Below are 18,605 nucleotides of genomic sequence, written 5' to 3' on the forward strand. Positions count from 1 at the left end.
TATGAAAAAATTTCTAGAAAAAGCAAAAAGAAATCGCACTTTTTCGTTTGGGAAAGATTTATATGACCGGACGATGCGCGATGATGTAGCGGGCTTAGCAGCACAGCTCGCTTATTTCTTCTTGCTTGCGATTTTCCCTGGGCTTGTTTTCTTAATTACGCTTCTTGGCTTTATTGACCTTCAAACAGAAAGTGTGCTCAATTTATTAGAACCGTACGTACCAGAAGATGCGATGAACTTAATTGAAGTAAACGTAGATAAAGTTGTAAACGAACAAAATGGTGGTTTATTATCATTCGGTTTACTATCGATGTTATGGTTTGCTTCTAATGGAGTAAATGCGATTATGAATGCTTTTAACCGTGCTTATGATGTAACAGAAACACGCTCCTTTATTAAAACAAGAGCTTTATCAATTGTGTTTACATTAGCTATTATTTTTATGATTGTCTTTGCGCTAATTGTTCCAGTATTCGGACAAGTAATTGGTGCAGCAGTGTTTAAAGCAATTGGTTTATCGGATAGTTTTGCTTATGTGTGGAGTATTGCACGTTTAGTAGCGAGTTTCTTCGTTTTGGTCGCTTTGTTTAGCTTTTTATATACGTTTGCACCTGATCGGAAATTAAAGCGAAGAGAAGTCATATCGGGGGCTTTATTTGCTACTGTAGGGTGGATTGTGGTATCGTACTCATTTGCCTATTATGTAGATAAATTTGCAAATTACGCTAATACATATGGTGGTCTCGGTGGTATCATTATTTTAATGTTATGGTTTTACTTAACTGCGTGGGTAATTTTACTTGGCGGTGAAATTAATGGTTTACTCCATCATTATAGAACGGGTGACAATAATTCCCGTAATGAATAATGAGCTCTTGTTCCATAATAAAAGGGAACAGGGGGGATATTTCATGAGTAATAATAAAAAGAATCACAATAATAAAAGCAACAATAAACAAAAGAGCAGTTCGCATCCAAAGCATAAAACGAGCAGCAGTGCGAACGGTCATAATAGCTACCATTAAAAAAAACGGGTCCTTCATCAGGGACCCGTTATTTATTTCCTTTTAATAATCGTAAACCATTCAAAATGACAAGGATGGTACTTCCTTCATGTCCAATAACACCGAAGGGAAGAGCTAAAAACTGTAAAAAATTTGAACAAATCAGCATTGCAATGACAGCTAAAGAGAAGATAACGTTTTGCTTCACAATACGGTTCATTCGTTTTGATAAACGGATTGCTTGAGAGAGACGAGATAATTCGTTTTTCATAAGAACAACGTCTGCAGTCTCTAATGCTACGTCTGTTCCTTCACCCATTGCAACACCAATACTAGCAGTAGCGAGTGCAGGTGCATCGTTTATACCATCTCCAACCATGGCGACTATGCCATACTTTTCTTTTAACTGCTTTATCGTTTCAACTTTTGTTTCCGGTAAACATGATGCGTAATATTCTTTTATATTACTTTCATTGGCAATTGCTTTTGCTGTTTCTTCATTATCACCAGTAATCATGATTGCTTCGACACCAATGCTTTGCAAATCACGAATAGCCGCTATCGTTTCTTGGCGAAGGGTATCTTTTAAAGCGATCAGTCCAAGAATACCATCCTCATCACTAATATAAACGACAGTTTTCCCCTCTTTTTCAAGTGAAGCAGAAATGCCATTATGGAATGTTTTTATTTCTTCCCCGATAAAATCAGCTTTACCAATTTTATAAGCTTTGTTTTCTAATATTCCTTTTAATCCAAAACCAGTTACATCTTCAACGTTTTCTGGTTTTTTTATCGTAATGTCGTAAGCATGTTTTGCATATTTAACAATCGCTTCTGCTAAAGGATGTGTAGAGTGACTTTCAATCGCTGCTGTAATAGAAAGTACTTCACTTTCTGCTATGCCTTCTCGAACATATACATCTGTTACAGTAGGTTTTCCTTGTGTTAATGTTCCTGTTTTATCAAAGGCAATCGCCTTTACTGAAGCTAGACGTTCTAAATGAATACCACCTTTAAAGAGAATACCGTTTCTCGCTCCGTTTGAAATCGCTGATAAAGTTGCCGGTGTAATGGCTGCAACTAGTGCGCAAGGAGAAGCGACTACAAGTAAGATCATAGCGCGATAAAACGTTTCATTCCAACTCCAATCAAGTAAGAAATGAGGAACGAACATCATAAGCGCAACAACAAGTAGTACACCTTTTACGTATGTTCCTTCAAATTTTTCGATGAATAGTTGTGATGGTGATTTTTCGCTTTGTGCACTTTGAACGAGACGAATAATCTTTTGGAATAATGTTTGATCGCTCGGCTTCGTAATTTTAACTTCAATAGCTCCACGTAAATTTACAGTGCCAGCAAATACTTCATCACCGAATTTTTTCTCATTTGGAATAGGTTCTCCTGTAATAGCAGCTTCATCAATATTTGTTTCACCAGTATGAATTGTGCCATCAGCAGGAACACGCTCACCTGGCTTAATTAAAATAATATCGTTAATTTGTAATTGTCCAACTGGAATACGTTCCTCGGTTCCGTGTGAAATACGTAATGCTTCTTCAGGTTGTAAGTCAAGAAGCGCTGAAATTTCTTTTTGGCTTTTACTTAATGTATAAGATTCCATTGCTCCGCTTAATGCAAAGATGAAGATTAAAATAGCACCTTCTGCCCAGTAACCGATAACTGCGGCGCCGATAGCTGCAAAAATCATGAGCATTTCAACATTTAGCTCTTTCTCTTCAATTGAGTCTGCAATACCTTCTTTCGCTTTTGCAAATCCTCCAATTACATAAGCAAGGATATAGAAAGTAATACCTGCACTTATTGCATCATTTTTTGTGAATAACCAGCCAGCTAAAATAAAAATACCAGATGCGATTGCAAATATAAGTTCATAATGTTTCTTTAATGTATCCCATAAAGAGGGATGAGAAATATCTTTTTGTGCTTGTAATGTTTTTACTTCTGCGTTCATTAATACTCGCTCCTTCCGAATTCTTATTGAGAAAAAGAATCAAAATCGAAACCCCTATAAAACGACGAAAGCTGCCATCCATAATGGATAGCAGCATTTCTGTTGAATCTGATTTTAATAGTTATTATGTTGTAATTATTCTATAGTATAGCATATGTTTTTCTTAGATGATATGTTTTTGTTTTAGTATAAAGTGAAACTTTAATTAGTGGGGGTTTTGTTCATCCCCCACTGATTATTAGCCCTCACCAATCGGGCTTTTACGGGCAGCAGGGCTCCCACCTAACTTCTTTGCCCCAGCCGAATTTGGAGGTGGGAGTTTTACTGCCCGGCGAATAGCAGGATAAACTGAAAACTTGTGTTTTCGCATTTCCTTTGGTATATATGAATATTGTTCATAAAAAGGTCGGAAAGGAAGACATCAAGTTGAAGACAGAGAAATTTTTTACCCATCCGATTGGCGTGTTTATTGCTGCAATAGTAGCAACATTTTTATGGGGAAGCGCATTTCCCTTTATTAAATTAAGCTATGTTGAACTTGGAATTCAGCCACAAGAAGTCGGGGAACAAATATTATTTGCTGGCTATCGCTTTTTCTTATCTGGTGTAATGCTCTTATTATTTTTTAAAGCGTTAGGAAAAGATATGAAGTTCAAAAAAGGAACAGGAAAGCAGTTAGTTCAAATTGGCTTGTTTCAAACTTTTCTTCAATATATATGTTTTTATATTGGAATGAGTTACAGCTCAGGAATTGAAGGAGCGATTATTTCAGGAACATCATCATTCTTTCAAATTTTACTCGCACACTTTTTATATAAAGATGATGCTCTAAATAGGAGAAAAGTAATTGGAGTAGCTATCGGTTTTTGCGGTGTGATTTTAGTGAATGTACCGAGTGATGGAAGTTTATCATTCCATTTTGGAATAGGTAGCTTATTACTTCTTGGAGCAGCGATGATGTATTCGTATGGAAACATATTAGCGAAAGAAGGTAGTAAAACGTTAGATATTGGGTATATGACAGCATATCAGATGATTTTCGGATCAATTGGTTTGATATGTATAGGTGCATTTCAAGTTGGAATGATGCCATTCGCATTTAATCTACATGCAATACTTATGCTCATATATTTATCGTTCTTATCAGCAGCGGGATTCTGTATATGGAATACAATTATGAAGTATAACAAAGTAGGGAAAGTCTCGATGTATATGTTCTTTATACCAGTGTTTGGTGTGCTACTATCAAGTCTGATTTTAGGGGAAGCAATTCATTCCTTTGTACTATTTGGTTTAGCATGTGTCGCAGCGGGAATTATTGTAGTAAATCGTAACCCGGTTAAAAAGAAAGTTGAGCAAGAAAAACAACTAGCATAGAGAACAGAAAAACGATTAAAATGGAAGAACAGTATTGTTCTTCTTTTTTTACATAGAAAAAGGAGAACGTGCTATATGTAACGAAAAAAAGATAGAAAAAGCATTTATTGAGGAGAACATATTATGAATGTACTTTACATTGTGTTAGTCGGGCAAATTATTCTTTTTTTAATGGGAGCAATTTATGCAATAGGACAGACGAAAAGAACGAGAAATAATATGCCGTTACCTTTAGCGGTTCGTCTTATTCTTAGTTTTTCTTTAACAGGAAGTGCAATTTGGATATGGTTACAAGATCCATCGGTTGAGTACAGTACGTGGGTTGCACTCGGTATGACATTGTCAACTGTAGGGGATTTATTTATGGCAGGATTAATTCCAATTGGTCATCGATTAATTGGAGGAATGGTTACTTTCGCTCTTGCACATTGTTTCTATGTGAAAGCATTTTTACAAACAGGTATTTCATGGAATGGTTTTTGGATCGGTTTACTCGTATACGGACTCTTTCTAATTATAGGATGGTTCTTTTTTATCCGAAATGAAAAACAGGATAAATTGTTTACGATTGGGGCTCTAATTTACGGTTTGTGGGTTGGAGGAATGGCATGTTTTGCATTCGCCTTATATTACGAGAATACAGGAATATGGTGGGTGCCAGCACTTGGTGGCTTATTGTTTGTGATTTCTGATTTTATTATCGGTGTGACAGATATCGGGGGGCGCAAACTGAAGTATGAACCACTTTGGATTTGGTTTACATATGTCGCAGCGCAGATGTGTATCGTATATGTAGGATTATAAAAAGATACTCTCAAAAATAGTTGATAGACTATTTTGAGAGTATCTTTTTTATTGCTATGCTACTATATTTGTTTTTTAACTTATACAGTATTCAATATTTTCTAAGTATGAATGTCATAGAAAAAGTCCTGTTTAGTAGATGGAAAATATAGTATATAAGGATAGTAAATTTATGGGGGGTTATTATTTTTATATTTGTAATATTCTAATGTTATAATTCAGAATTTTGTGGAAATTCACCAGTCGGAGTACTTATAATAAAAATAAAAAGATGATGAGATGGTGGAATGATGCAAAAGAAAAAACGTTTGCGTGAATTCTTTGAAATAATTGCGATTGCATGCTTAGTGGTGTTTTTGGCAAAAATCTTTTTGTTTTTTCCTACGACTGTAAAAGGCGCATCGATGAGGCCGACGTTACAAGATGGAGATAAAGTAATTATTAATAAACTTGCAAAGAGATTTGAAAGTTATGAGAGAGAGGATATTATTGTCGTGAAGACAGATAATTTCTACGTGAAGAGAGTTATTGGATTGCCAGGAGATGTAATTGAGATGAAGAATGATCAATTATATGTGAATCATCAAGTGAAAAACGAAGAGTATTTAAAGAATAATAAAAAACAGGCAGAAAAATTACTTATCAATTTAACTGAAGATTTTGGACCGATTACAATTCCTAAAAACAAAATTTTTGTGATGGGAGATAATCGTTTAGTTAGTAGGGATAGTAGGAACGGCTTAGGGCTCATTGATAGAACAGAAGTATTAGGAAAGCTCATGGCGATATATTATCCATTTGAACATGTGAAAATGGATAATTAGAAATAAGAAAAACCAAGCGAATTAGTTGCTTGGTTTTTCTTATTTAAACAGTTGGTGTTTTATTTATTGTTTCTTGTGAAGTAATGATTTCATTGTTTCGGTCGATATTTAACATGAATTTTCGTTGTAACAATTGCAATTTAAAGAGTGTTAAAGGATCATGATAAGTTTCTGGGTTCGTTCTTAGCTTTGTTAATGTTTGCTCATCTTCTTGTATTTCAAGTTGGGCCGCTTCTACGGTTTGTTTCAATATGCTAAGAGGGTCTTTAAAGAACATCATGATATCACGTTCTAGTGCACCTTCAAATACTTCAAATTGAAGGAAAAATTGTTTTGAAATCATCTGAGCAACTTCTGTATAATCTTCTGTTTCAATATATTGTTTATATTTATTTGATAGCATAGATTGATTTTTTTGCATATTACCGAATAATTTCCCTGCACTCTTTAAGAAAAATTGTGTCGGTGTAAAGCGTAATAAAATATTGATGTTAGCTACTGTAATTCTATTCGTCATTCTTGCAACATCTCTATCCCAGTCATCTAGTAATTTGAAATCACAAGGAAGTTTAATACGCTCTTCCTCATAGAGCTTATTAAAGGTATCGCCCATTTCATCTAAATAAGCCTGAGCTTGAATGAATTCATTATGAGCAGTTTCAATCCATTCTTGAATAGATTGAGTAAATTTAGGGAGAAGCACTTGCTGTACATGTTTTTGAATTCTTTCATTCATTGCTACATTTAGTTCTTCATGGACCAATTTGAAATCACTATCTTCTTGAACAAGATCAGAGCAACTCTGCAACAATTCAGGAATTTGAGAATGTATATCCTGCGTAATCTCTTCTTTCGTTAAGAGATAAGATTCTGTAATGGAACGAATTTTATCTTTTTGGATGGCAGTAAGATTATTAATAAAACCATCAAGTTTTACTAAAATATGTTTATTCCAGCGGACGGATTTCACTAACGTATTTTCTAATTCCACACGTTCATTGACAAGGTATGCGATTGTTTTTTGGATAAACCATAATAATTTTTCAATGCGTTCTTTTTCAACGTTACGCTGAGTAAGGTTAGAAAGAATAGAGTCTGTTACGTTACCTAGCTGTTCACTACTCTCTTGTGAAGGAGAGTAAGGGAAAAATTGTGCTTCTGGGAAATGGACGAGTATTTTCTTTTTAATGTTGTTCGTGATGTTTTCACTAGTATTCGTATCAATTGTTTGTAAGACGAATTGAATTTGTAAATTTGGTACTTGCTCACGAATATATAATAATGTATCGAGCTCTTCATCATGTAATGGTGAAGCTGAATTTAGTACATAGATGAGACTATCTGCTGCCTGTAAGTATTCAAAGTGAGAGCTGTTTTTGTCAAGTTGTCCATGCACAGTAGGTGTGACAAGGAATGAAAACTTATTTTTTCGTAAAAATCTACTTGGTAATTTAACTTCAATACATTTTTTTTCTAGTTCTGACTGAGAAGGTGCCGCTAGTATGTTATGAAGTTCGTCAAAGTTTGGTATATTTCGTATATCTAGCTCTGTAAGCTCAGTTATTTCAGTTTGACTATCATCTTTAAATGTAATTGAAGTTGTTATAGCCCCATTTAATATATTTTCTCCTAGAATAGAGTTAATAAAGGCTGATTTATCATAATCGCTAGCGCCTGCTACTAGAAGTTGTGTAACAGTTAAATCGTATAACTCACGAACAAGTAGTGTGAATTGATGACCTAAATCTACATCATTCTTCTCAGCCCATACAGCAATCGTTTCAAATAATGCTGATACGTCTGCCATATCAACATTTGCATGAGCTGATGCATTTGAAAGTAAGGCACCTGCGCTTTTTACGAGTAATGATTCTAGAGTTGTCGGTGAAACTTCATTCCATGCTAATACTGCTGCGGAGACAAGTAAAGAATCCTGGGTTTTCGTTAAACTAAACCAATTTGTTAATAAATCTGGTACAAGTCCTTGTAATTCGTGCATGAAATATTGTCCAGTAATCAATTCAAAATACGTCTCTTGATAGCGAGTAGAAATTTCATTCCAATCATCATTAGCGTCTACTTCAATATGTAAGAATAAGTGATTTATTGTTTGAATCCAAGGTAGATGTAATGATTCATTTTGATAACTGTTCCAAAGTGAAATAACAAGCTCTTTAAATTGAACTTGATCAATTGTATATAAGGCTTTTAAAGATTCATAGAAATACTCAGGTTTAATTTTTTTAGTAAAGCCTCTGTTCACATAATTTATTAAAGTATCGAACCAGTGTAATGATTTTGTTCGAATTCCTTCTTGAACAGCGAGTTCAATAGCATTATTCCAATCTTCTTGTTTTTCATAGAACGATCGAGCAATCGCAGTAATATTCGGATAGTCTGGTTGAAATGCAACAGCTTCACTAATCGTCTTAAATGCCAGTCCTAGACGGTCTTGCTCGATATAAAGAGAAAGAAGTTGTAGGGAAACTTCCATCGTAAGAGTTGTATCTTCTGATTGAATAGATTTATAAAGTTCCTCTGCTTTTGGTAAGAAACCTAATTCGAAATAAGCATCTGCAATATTCTTCATGGCCCAGAGAGCAAGTTCATTATTTACTTTCTCCCATTTAAATATTGCTGCTTCAAAGTCGTTATTTTGAAAGTAAACTTCACCTTGTGCGAAGCGAATATTAGATATATTGGAGAATTCATTTTTTGATTCATTTATATATGCTTCACCGAGTACTTCCGTTACCGGAATGGAAGTTTCTTCTGTTAAAAATGTTTTATAGTAAATCTTTTGGATAAATTGTTTTTCAATGGTCATGTTCGTTCCCCCTGTATAATTTAGAAAAATGATGTTGTATGTAAAAGGGTGCATGTTACTTTATTAGGTAGAAGTTGCATTATATAGACCAAACTACGTTTTTGCTAGATATATCATTTTTCCTGAGAGTTAAACCGTTGCGAAAAGTAACTTTCCTTTATTGTAACAAAAAAACAAGCCTATGAATTTTTATTTTTTAATCCCGATTGGTGCAGGCTAATAATCAGTGGGGATGGATAAAAAACCCACTGATTAAATCTCTGTTTAAGGAATGGAATAGAAGTAGAGTTCATTATAAAAACAATGTATAGTGAATATGTATACCATGTTTGTCTTAAAGATAGAATGGGCACAATATGGAATAACGATCGTGTATAGGATGTGTCTTCCGAATGGAACAACATATTGGCGAGTTAATCGCACATTATGGTTATTTTGGAATTATTATAGCTCTAGCTGGCGGGATTGTTGGATTACCTATACCGGATGAGTTTTTATTAACTTTTATTGGATATAACATTTCAAAAGGAGTTATGTCAGGAACAGCTGCTTTTTTAAGTGGAATGGCAGGGGCAATGCTGGGCATTACATTAAGTTACATGTTAGGTTTAAAACTTGGGCTCCCTGTTTTAAAAAAATATGGTCCGAAAGTTAGAATTAAGGAACATCATATTGAAAAAACACATATTTTATTTGAAAAATACGGTCCATTTCTTTTAATGATTGGATATTTTATACCAGGAGTACGTCATTTAACAGCATATTTTGCTGGAGTTTCAAATTTAACATGGTGGCGTTTTTGTTTGTATGCTTACGGTGGTGCACTAATTTGGATAAGTGTTTTTATTGGCCTAGGTTGGAAACTGGGAGAGAAGTGGCGCTTTGTTGAATATAGTTTACATCATTATGGAATATGGATTTTATTAGTTTCGGCAATTGTAACATTGATTGTGTGGATTTACATAAGGAAAAGACAAAACCGCTAATAATAGCGGTTTTTTAGCTGAAAGCAATAAATAATACACCAGCTGTAATAAAGACTACACCAATACCAGTCATAAAGTTTAACTTTTCACCTAATATAATCATCGCGAGAATAATGGAAAATACTACACTTAATTTATCGATAGGTGCTACTTGTGAAACTTTTCCTGTTTTTAATGCAAGAAAATAAAATAGCCATGACGAAGCACCAGCGATTCCACTTAATGTGATAAATAGCAGTGCTTTTTTATTTAAGAGAACATCACCGATATTTTGAAATTTACCTTGTATAATAATAACTCCTACCATAAATAATGCCATAATAATAGAGCGAACCGTTGTTGCGACGTTGGCATCGATTCCATCTAAGCCGATCTTTCCAAAAATAGATACGAGGGCAGCGGCAACTGCTGATAATAGTGCGAATAATAGCCATGAACTCATAGGGGAATTCCTCCAATCTTACATTATTATACATGAAAATCATTCTCATGTATAAATAACGAAATAAACCCCCGCCCTATATTTTTAATAAGGTGGGGGTTTATTATGCTACTCTGCTATTTCTTCATATAAAAAGTACGTTACATTATAAATATGTTCTACTTCATCATCCGTCATAAATAATAATTCGTCACGTTCAATCCCTTTTTTCTTTTCAATAAACTCAATCATGTTTTTTCGTTCTTCTCTTTTCATCAATTTTTATTTCTCCCCTCAATCTGTTTTAATACAGTTTATTTAAGTTACTGCTATTATATAACAGAATCTTTAGAAAGTTCCACCTATTTTATTATTTTTTTTAGAAGAACCTTTCGACAAAACAAGCCCGCTTAAAGGGCTTGTTTTCATTTTAAAGTCGTAAAAACTCGGGCTCGGTCGTACCAGCACCATCGATGTAATAAATTGTATCGGGATTGATTTTTATTAGTACGTAATTAGGGTCTTCCGCACCGAGTAACCAGCGTTTTAAGCTATTAGTCCAAAATTTGTTTTTTAATGTTTGATCTTCTTCGATGGAAGCTATACCTTCAACTTCAATGTAATCTTCATCTAATTTCTTTCCTTCACGTCCAAGTAGTACATGTACATTGGGATTTTTTTCGATATCTGTTATCTTTTTTGAATTTCGATCTGTTGCAACATATAGTACAAAATCTTCGTGGAAAAACATCATAAAGGCGCTATGTGGCTTATCGTTACGTACAGTAGATAATACACCAGTACGTTGACCTTGAATAATAGTTGCGATTTTTTCTTTTAAGTGCATATTTTTAGCCTCTTTTCATAATTCGTAATTTTTTCTGTCTGAACAAGATAATTTAAATATCTTTCATACTGTTTTCTTCAATCCGATTTTTTAAACGTAATTGTGATGAAATCGGACAAGTTAGGAGATGAATAATAATAATATCGAGGAGAAATACATACGATGGAAGGATGAAAAGCATGTTTAATAAAATATTTCTTACAGTAGCGCTTATAGGTGTACCACTTTCTGTAATCGGAAAAACACTTCATTGGCCACAAACCATTATGTTTGCTGTATACTGCATTACTATTATTGCATTAGCTGGTTTTATGGGGAGGGCGACAGAAAGTTTAGCAATCGTTTCTGGGCCTCGGATAGGTGGTTTATTAAATGCCACTTTCGGTAATGCCGTTGAACTTATCATTTCAATTTTTGCACTTCAGGCAGGGTTAACAGAAGTTGTTTTAGCTTCCTTAACTGGTTCTGTACTTGGAAACTTATTACTGGTAGGAGGGCTATCCTTCTTTATAGGTGGCCTTAAGTATAAAAGACAAAGTTTCAATGTTTATGATGCAAGACATAATTCAGCTTTATTAATATTCGCTGTTGTCGTAGCCTTTGTTATTCCAGAGATTTTTTCAATGAAGATGGATGCTGGAAAGACGTATCAATTAAGTATTGGTGTTTCTATTATCATGATTATTATGTACCTTGCTGCATTGCTATTTAAGTTAGTTACGCACCGTGGTGTATATCAACATAAAAGTGATGAAGTAGCGCATGAGGAAGAGCCAGAGTGGTCAAAGGGTAAAGCGCTACTCATTTTAGCGATAGCAACACTTGCAGTTGCTTATGTGTCAGAGGCCCTTGTACATACTTTTGAAACGGTCGCAAAGTCGTTTGGCTGGTCAGAGTTATTTATAGGAGTTATTATCGTTGCAATTGTTGGTAATGCAGCAGAACATGCATCTGCGATTATTATGGCATATAAAAATAAAGTGAATATCGCAGTAGAAATTGCAGTAGGCTCTACATTACAAATCGCCATGTTTGTTGCTCCTGTGTTAGTACTTCTTTCGATGCTTTTTGCACAAAAGATGCCTTTAGTCTTTACAATACCAGAACTTGTTTCTATGATTACAGCTGTTTTCTTAACCATTGCGATTTCAAATGATGGGGATACAAACTGGTTTGAAGGAGGCACTTTATTAGCGGCGTATGTCATTATGGGAATTGGTTTTTATTTATTATGAAAAATAGGGATAACAATGCTTCAGAGGGAAAACAATAAATACAGATTTATATACCTTTATGTAGGAAGGAGCCAGACAGGTGAAACGAGTATACAGCATATGTCTTTCAACCATGGTCTCGTTTATTTTATTATTTCCTAACAGTAGTTTTGCAAAGACACCGGTAGAAGTAAAAATGCCTTCATCTGTTTTAAATATTTCAAAAGATAATACATTTCCGAATGATGCACAAGATTTACCGCGTTTACAGCCAAGTAAGTTTGCGCAAGAACTATTGAAAACAGCAAATATCAAAATTGAAAATCCAGATTTAATTCGAATGTTTAATGAAACAACAATTTCGAATGCACCGCTTGCGGTAGGATACCGGGCGAAAATTTATTTAGGTCAATGGGCATTAAATTATGAGTCAATAGATACATCGATTAATTGGGAATATAAGCAAGTGAATCGCAATGTGTACGATAATCGCGGAGGGGATCGCTTATACCCACTTCGCTATAAGCAAGAAACCCAAAAGACAATCGAAGGTGATTTAACAGCAGATATGAAAGATGCCACAGATGTGAAAAAAATGATGCTTCTAAAAGCGCTTGAAAAAGTACAATTGCCACTTTCATTTAAAACAACCATTGGTTATGGTACCGGACATGAGCGTGTTTATAATATTAGTCCAAGTCAAATTGGATATTTATATGCGTATACACCAGCAGTAAATGAAAAAGGAAAAGTAACATTTGGAGAAGTCTACCTTGTGTTAAAAGGGAATCAAAAAAGACTTGTCGTGAAAAATATTACATCTCAAGGAATCGGAGCTGCTATTCCAATTCATGATCATTTATTTTTTAAATTTGTTTCTTCATCACATTCACAATGAAATAAAAAACGTCAGCCTATAAGCTGACGTTTTTTATTTATCCCGCTATTTGCCGGACAGTAAAACTCCCACCTCAAAATTCGGCTGGAGCAAAGAAGTTAGGTGGGAGCCCTGCTGCCCGTAAACGCCCGAATGGTGAAGGCTAATAATCGGTGGGGGATGAATAAAACCCCCACTGATTAAAGTTTCACTTTATAACATAATGTTTGATGTTTTTGATAAGAAATCTTCTTTTGGATAGTAGCTATTTTTTACAAGAACATTTGGTCCAAGGCATTTCACGGCAGGACAATGGCAACTTAATGATTTTGCTGTTTTTGAGTCACACCATTTGTCGTAAGCTTCTTGTAGTGTATTTGTTTGTACATTACCTAGAAGCGGGACATCACCGAAATCGGTCACGATAATATTTCCATCGAAAATATTTACGTTCAAACGAGAACGACCATCTGGATCATTGCGGACAGTTACATTTTTACTTTCATGTAATCTCTTCAATGTGTATAAATCACGTTCATCATCACTACATGCATAGAAAGGTAATGTTCCAAATAACATCCATACATTTTCTTCACGGATCTCTAATAAATGTTCAATTGCATTTCGAATTTCTTCTTTTGTTAAAATTTCAAGTGTGCTAGCGAAGTCACTCGGATACATTGGGTGCACTTCATGACGTTTACAGCCCATTTCTTCAACGATTTGACGGTGAATATGTTCAATATGTGGTAGAGTTCGTTTGTTTAACATAGTTTCGGCTGATACGAGTACACCTGCCTCTGATAGAGCTTTACTATTTGTAATCATTCTTTCAAATAATTTAGCGCGCTGTTCATAAGTAGGTTTACGCTCCATCATTGCAAATCCGCCTTCAACGAAGTCATCGATTGTTCCCCAGTTATGTGAAATGTGCAATACATCTAAGTAGGGAATAATTTGTTCGTAACGTGCTAAATCTATAGTTAAGTTTGAGTTGATTTGAGTGCGAACGCCTCGTTCATGGGCGTATTTTAAGAGTGGTGTTACATAGTTGTCGACGGATTTTTTTGAAAGCATAGGTTCTCCGCCTGTAATACTTAAAGAACGCAGATAAGGAATCTCATCTAATCGTTTTAATAAAAGCTCCATCGGAAGCGGATTTGGATCTTTCGGCTGTAATGTGTAACCAACAGCGCAATGCTCGCAACGCATATTGCATAACGTCGTCGTTGTAAACTCAACGTTTGTTAATAGTAGTTTGCCGTACTCTTCAAGGTCCATATACGCTTCCCATGGATCGTAAGAAGGAGTAATCGGCTTCATTATTTGTGATATCGTCATATGAAATACTCCTTTGACTATTGAAATAACAATTTGTCCATTCTCTATAATAGAAGAATATGTGCTTTTTATAAAGTGAAACTTTTTTGTGAAAAAAGAGAGAGGGCTTACATTATAATGAATTACTGCGACAAATTTGATGAAATTACATGCCCATATCCATCATTTTTGCGGTATAATAAAAGCAACTCGAATTAAAAGGAGAGTGCCTTCATGGGAAAAGCAATTCAAGATAAAGATTCACAACTAGTATATTTGAAAAAACGTTTAAATATGTTCATTGAAGTAATTGATACGATTGAACCAGAAGAGGTAGAATTAGAAGATGTAGATCGTCTTCTTGCAATGTTAGATGAATTAGAACTGAAATGTGAGCAATTTAAAAAAGACGAATAATATATTAAAAAGGCTGCCACTACAAAATTGGCAGCCTTTTTCTGTACGGATAATAGAAGGAATATAGAAAAAAAGGTATAATCAAGTTGTGAAAAATTTCATTTAACCTTTAATGGCGTGAAATAAAGTGAAACTTTACTCAGTGGGGGTCATTCCCCACTGAGTATTAGTTGAACCAATCGGGCGTTTACGGGCAGTTGATCTCCCACCTAACTTCTTTGCTCCACCTGAATTTTGAGGTGGGAGTCTTACTGCCCGCAAATAGCGGGATAAATAAACAGCTGAAGAGTATAACAATGGAATTTTCATTTCATAACGTTTTGGTAGCGTTCACAATTGAGGGGGAAGTAACAATGGAAAAGCTTCAAGAAAGCATGTATCAACTAATTGTTGAAACGTCAACGAACTTACCGAAAGATGTTCGTCGCGCAATTCAACAAGCGAAAGAACGAGAAAATGCAGGAACTCGTTCGGCTATGGCACTTGGCACAATTACGAATAATATTAAAATGGCAGATGATAATATCTCGCCAATTTGCCAAGATACAGGGATGCCAACGTTTAAAATTTATACACCAGTTGGTGTGAATCAATTAAAACTGAAGGAAGCTATCTATAGTGCGCTTGAGCGGGCGACAAAAGATGGTAAACTTCGTCCAAACTCTGTTGATTCTCTTTTTGGAGACAATAGCGGAAATAATTTAGGACCAGGTACACCTGTTATTAAGTTTGAACAATGGGAAAAAGATTACATTGATGCACGTTTAATTTTAAAGGGCGGGGGCTGTGAGAACAAAAATATTCAATATAGCTTGCCTTGTGAAATAGAAGGACTTGGACGAGCTGGGCGTGATTTAGAAGGAATTCGTAAATGCCTTCTTCATGCAGTATATCAAGCGCAAGGGCAAGGGTGTAGCGCTGGGGTAATCGGCGTCGGTATCGGGGGAGACCGCACATCAGGTTACGAATTAGCAAAAAATCAATTATTCCGTACATTAGATGATGTAAATTCAGTTCCAGAATTACAAAAGCTTGAAGAGTACGTATTAGAGAATGCAAATAAGCTTGGCATTGGTACGATGGGATTTGGCGGAGAAACAACTTTATTAGGTTGCAAAGTTGGAGTATATAATCGTTTGCCAGCGAGCTTCTACGTATCTGTTGCATATAATTGTTGGGCATATCGTCGTCTTGGTGTAACAATTCATCCTGAAACAGGTGAAATTATGGATTGGTTGTACCAGGAAGGTGAAGATACACTTCAGCAAGATGCTGCGCAAGAACAAACAGAGCAGCGTGAAATCGTATTACAAGCTCCAATTACAGAAGAGCAAATTCGTGAACTTCGTGTTGGTGATGTTGTTACAATTAACGGCATGATGTATACAGGACGTGATGCGATTCATAAACATTTAATGGACAACGATTGTCCAGTAGATTTAAAGGGACAAATTATTTATCACTGCGGTCCAGTTGTAGTGAAAGATGAGAATGACAATTGGCAAATTAAAGCGGCAGGTCCAACGACAAGCATTCGTGAAGAGCCATATCAAGGCGATATTATGAAAAAGTTCGGTATTCGTGCTGTAATTGGTAAAGGCGGTATGGGTGCTAAAACATTAGCAGCTTTAGAAGAACACGGTGGTGTGTACTTAAATGCAATTGGTGGTGCAGCACAATATTATGCTGAATGTATTAAAGAAGTGAAAGATGTTGATTTCTTACAATTCGGTATCCCAGAGGCAATGTGGCATTTACGTATCGATGGTTTTAAAGCAGTTGTAACGATGGATTCTCATGGTAAAAGTCTACATGCTGATGTTGATAAAACATCACTTGAAAAATTGGCGAGCTTTAAAGAACCTGTATTTAAGTAAAGAGAAATGCATCTCGAATTATTCGAGGTGCATTTTTTGGTATATATAGAAAAACATGTTCAGCATGAAAGAAAGCAGGGAAACAGAAACTACAGGTACGATTATATATGGAAAGGAGACTATTTATGAAATATAAATGGTTATATATAGGTCTCATTTTTTCAATTATGATGGCACTTGTTCCAGTTTCAACATTTGCTTATACGAATACACCACATAACTGGGGAATCCCACGTCCTAAAAATGAAACGGTGCCAGATGCAGGGAAACTATATACAGAATTACTACAAAAAAATGGTGGGTTTTATTTAGGAGATACGAAGAAAAAAGATATTTATTTAACATTTGATAATGGATACGAAAATGGATACACAGGAAAGATTTTAGATGTATTAAAGGAGAAAAAAGTACCAGCAACTTTCTTTGTGACGGGACATTATATAAAAACACAAAAAGATTTATTATTAAGAATGAAAAATGAAGGACATATTATTGGTAATCATTCTTGGAGTCATCCAGATTTTACAACAGTAAATGATGCAAAACTTCGTGAAGAATTAACGAGCGTAACGGAAGAGATTAAAAAAGTAACAGGGCAAAAAGAAGTTAAATATGTACGCCCTCCGCGAGGTGTATTTAGCGAAAGAACGTTAGCTCTTACGAAAGAAATGGGATATCATAACGTGTTTTGGTCGCTGGCATTTCTTGATTGGAAAGTAGATCAGCAAAGAGGATGGCAATACGCTCATAATAATGTAATGACTATGATTCATCCAGGATCTGTTTTGTTACTTCATGCAATATCAAAAGATAATGCAGAAGCACTTGCGAAAATCATTGATGATTTGCGCGAGAAAGGGTATCATTTTAAAAGCCTAGATGATTTAGTAAAAAGCAATCAACCGTAAGCATGTATGCTTGCGGTTTTCTCATGCTATAATGATGTGTAAAAAGGATGGGGAAACGTATGTGGAGCGAACATGTTACGTTAGAATATCCGTACCATTTTGAAGAAGTGCTAAAGCGTTTAGCTTTCGACCCGTTAAACGTCATTCAATTAGACGAAAAAGTAATTTATGTCCCGCTTTTTATAGACGAAGAACAAATTGTTGTTCGTTTGCAAGGGATTGGTACTGTTCAAAATCCACAGTTTTGGATTTCTAGTCAGGCAGGAGATCAAGAGAAAGTAATGAAACGAATGAGGTCCATTTTTCACTGGAATGAACCGTTTCAAAATATACAAGATCATTTTTTAAACACATCATTACGTCCACTGTTTGAAACATATGCTTATACTCCAATTATATTAGAATTTGATTATTTCGCTTGTCTTCTTCGTTGTATTATTCATCAACAAATAAATTTGAAATTTGCTACGGTGCTAACAGATCAATTTGTAAAACGATATGGGACAGAGAAGAACGGCGTTTTCTTTTTCCCAACACCAGAAAGAGTAGCGAATATTTCAATAGAGGAATTGAGAGAGCAGAAGTTTAGTCAGCGAAAAGCCGAATATATAGTAGGATTAGCAAAACATATTGCAGGCGGTAAATTAGATTTAGCAAGGATAGAAAACGAAACAGAAGAAGAAGTATCGGCACAATTGTTACCAATAAGGGGTATTGGAGCATGGACAGTGCAAAACTTTTTAATGTTTGGGCTTGGCCGGAAAAACATGTTTCCAGAAGCAGATATCGGGATTAGGCGTGCACTTCAAGGTGTATTTCAATTAGATAATAAGCCTGATGATGCATTTTTAGAAAAAGTGAAACAAGAGTGTGAACCATATTGCAGTTATGCAGCGTTATATTTATGGAAAAGTATAGAGTAGAGGT

Annotated in this window: 17 protein-coding genes; 11 read left to right on the top strand and 6 right to left on the bottom strand. The window is 35.2% G+C overall.

All coding sequences use genetic code 11. The annotated features are described in order from the left end of the window. Position 1: 1 nt before the first annotated feature. Complete coding sequence (locus JTF23_RS14685; RefSeq protein ID WP_204209076.1) at positions 2-868, top strand: YihY/virulence factor BrkB family protein; 867 nt, start codon at positions 2-4, stop codon at positions 866-868. 185 nt (positions 869-1,053) lie between these two features. Here the strand turns inward: JTF23_RS14685 and JTF23_RS14690 are convergent, their stop codons facing one another. Then, the gene (locus JTF23_RS14690; protein ID WP_002113732.1) at positions 1,054-2,979 is read right to left on the bottom strand and encodes a heavy metal translocating P-type ATPase; all 1,926 of its coding nucleotides are present in this window, start codon (positions 2,977-2,979) and stop codon (positions 1,054-1,056) included. Between the two features lie 426 nt (positions 2,980-3,405). Here JTF23_RS14690 and JTF23_RS14695 point away from each other — a divergent pair, with 426 nt between their 5' ends. From JTF23_RS14695 to lepB, 3 genes are all read left to right on the top strand, one after another. After that, the gene (locus tag JTF23_RS14695; protein WP_088077378.1) at positions 3,406-4,356 is read left to right on the top strand and encodes a DMT family transporter; all 951 of its coding nucleotides are present in this window, start codon (positions 3,406-3,408) and stop codon (positions 4,354-4,356) included. Positions 4,357-4,479: 123 nt separating this feature from the next. Further along, positions 4,480-5,160 (top strand): lysoplasmalogenase, encoded by a 681-nt coding sequence (locus JTF23_RS14700; RefSeq protein WP_002159411.1) that lies wholly within the window; start codon positions 4,480-4,482, stop codon positions 5,158-5,160. Between the two features lie 287 nt (positions 5,161-5,447). Next, complete coding sequence (gene lepB / locus JTF23_RS14705; protein ID WP_002159410.1) at positions 5,448-5,984, top strand: signal peptidase I; 537 nt, start codon at positions 5,448-5,450, stop codon at positions 5,982-5,984. A gap of 43 nt (positions 5,985-6,027) precedes the next feature. On the opposite strand, the gene JTF23_RS14710 is transcribed toward lepB, so the two are convergent. Continuing rightward, the gene (locus JTF23_RS14710; RefSeq protein ID WP_204209077.1) at positions 6,028-8,811 is read right to left on the bottom strand and encodes a tetratricopeptide repeat protein; all 2,784 of its coding nucleotides are present in this window, start codon (positions 8,809-8,811) and stop codon (positions 6,028-6,030) included. Between the two features lie 392 nt (positions 8,812-9,203). Between JTF23_RS14710 and JTF23_RS14715 the strand changes: the two genes are divergently transcribed. Then, entirely contained in the window at positions 9,204-9,797 is a 594-nt protein-coding gene (locus JTF23_RS14715) for a DedA family protein (protein WP_002159407.1), read from the top strand. A 13-nt stretch (positions 9,798-9,810) separates the two neighbouring features. Here JTF23_RS14715 and JTF23_RS14720 read toward each other — a convergent pair whose 3' ends face one another. The 3 genes from JTF23_RS14720 to JTF23_RS14730 form a co-directional block, all read right to left on the bottom strand. Continuing rightward, complete coding sequence (locus JTF23_RS14720; protein ID WP_002113746.1) at positions 9,811-10,239, bottom strand: EamA family transporter; 429 nt, start codon at positions 10,237-10,239, stop codon at positions 9,811-9,813. A 108-nt stretch (positions 10,240-10,347) separates the two neighbouring features. Next, positions 10,348-10,494 carry a BH0509 family protein gene (locus tag JTF23_RS14725; protein ID WP_000817786.1) on the bottom strand — a complete coding sequence of 49 codons (147 nt, stop codon included), beginning with the start codon at positions 10,492-10,494 and terminating at the stop codon, positions 10,348-10,350. 154 nt (positions 10,495-10,648) lie between these two features. Next, positions 10,649-11,065 (bottom strand): pyridoxamine 5'-phosphate oxidase family protein, encoded by a 417-nt coding sequence (locus tag JTF23_RS14730; RefSeq protein WP_002125015.1) that lies wholly within the window; start codon positions 11,063-11,065, stop codon positions 10,649-10,651. A gap of 179 nt (positions 11,066-11,244) precedes the next feature. Between JTF23_RS14730 and cax the strand changes: the two genes are divergently transcribed. After that, positions 11,245-12,300, top strand: a complete 1,056-nt coding sequence (gene cax, locus JTF23_RS14735) for a calcium/proton exchanger (protein WP_002113759.1) — start codon at positions 11,245-11,247, stop codon at positions 12,298-12,300. 79 nt (positions 12,301-12,379) lie between these two features. Then, positions 12,380-13,177 (top strand): YfkD famly protein, encoded by a 798-nt coding sequence (locus JTF23_RS14740; protein ID WP_204209078.1) that lies wholly within the window; start codon positions 12,380-12,382, stop codon positions 13,175-13,177. A gap of 192 nt (positions 13,178-13,369) precedes the next feature. On the opposite strand, the gene yfkAB is transcribed toward JTF23_RS14740, so the two are convergent. Further along, positions 13,370-14,497, bottom strand: a complete 1,128-nt coding sequence (yfkAB, locus tag JTF23_RS14745) for a radical SAM/CxCxxxxC motif protein YfkAB (RefSeq protein ID WP_204209079.1) — start codon at positions 14,495-14,497, stop codon at positions 13,370-13,372. Between the two features lie 213 nt (positions 14,498-14,710). On the opposite strand from yfkAB, the gene JTF23_RS14750 reads away from it, so the two are divergent. From JTF23_RS14750 to JTF23_RS14765, 4 genes are all read left to right on the top strand, one after another. Then, the gene (locus tag JTF23_RS14750; protein WP_002091170.1) at positions 14,711-14,893 is read left to right on the top strand and encodes an SE1561 family protein; all 183 of its coding nucleotides are present in this window, start codon (positions 14,711-14,713) and stop codon (positions 14,891-14,893) included. 353 nt (positions 14,894-15,246) lie between these two features. Beyond that, the gene (fumA, locus tag JTF23_RS14755) at positions 15,247-16,770 is read left to right on the top strand and encodes a class I fumarate hydratase (protein WP_087945984.1); all 1,524 of its coding nucleotides are present in this window, start codon (positions 15,247-15,249) and stop codon (positions 16,768-16,770) included. A gap of 125 nt (positions 16,771-16,895) precedes the next feature. Then, positions 16,896-17,678 carry a delta-lactam-biosynthetic de-N-acetylase gene (pdaA, locus tag JTF23_RS14760; RefSeq protein ID WP_002201873.1) on the top strand — a complete coding sequence of 261 codons (783 nt, stop codon included), beginning with the start codon at positions 16,896-16,898 and terminating at the stop codon, positions 17,676-17,678. 59 nt (positions 17,679-17,737) lie between these two features. Further along, positions 17,738-18,601: a DNA-3-methyladenine glycosylase family protein gene (locus JTF23_RS14765; RefSeq protein WP_199692945.1), complete on the top strand. Its 864-nt coding sequence runs from the start codon at positions 17,738-17,740 to the stop codon at positions 18,599-18,601. The last annotated feature ends 4 nt before the right edge of the window (positions 18,602-18,605 follow it).

The sequence above is a fragment of the Bacillus sp. RIT 809 genome, assembly GCF_016892495.1.
Lineage (GTDB): Bacteria > Bacillota > Bacilli > Bacillales > Bacillaceae_G > Bacillus_A > Bacillus_A cereus_U.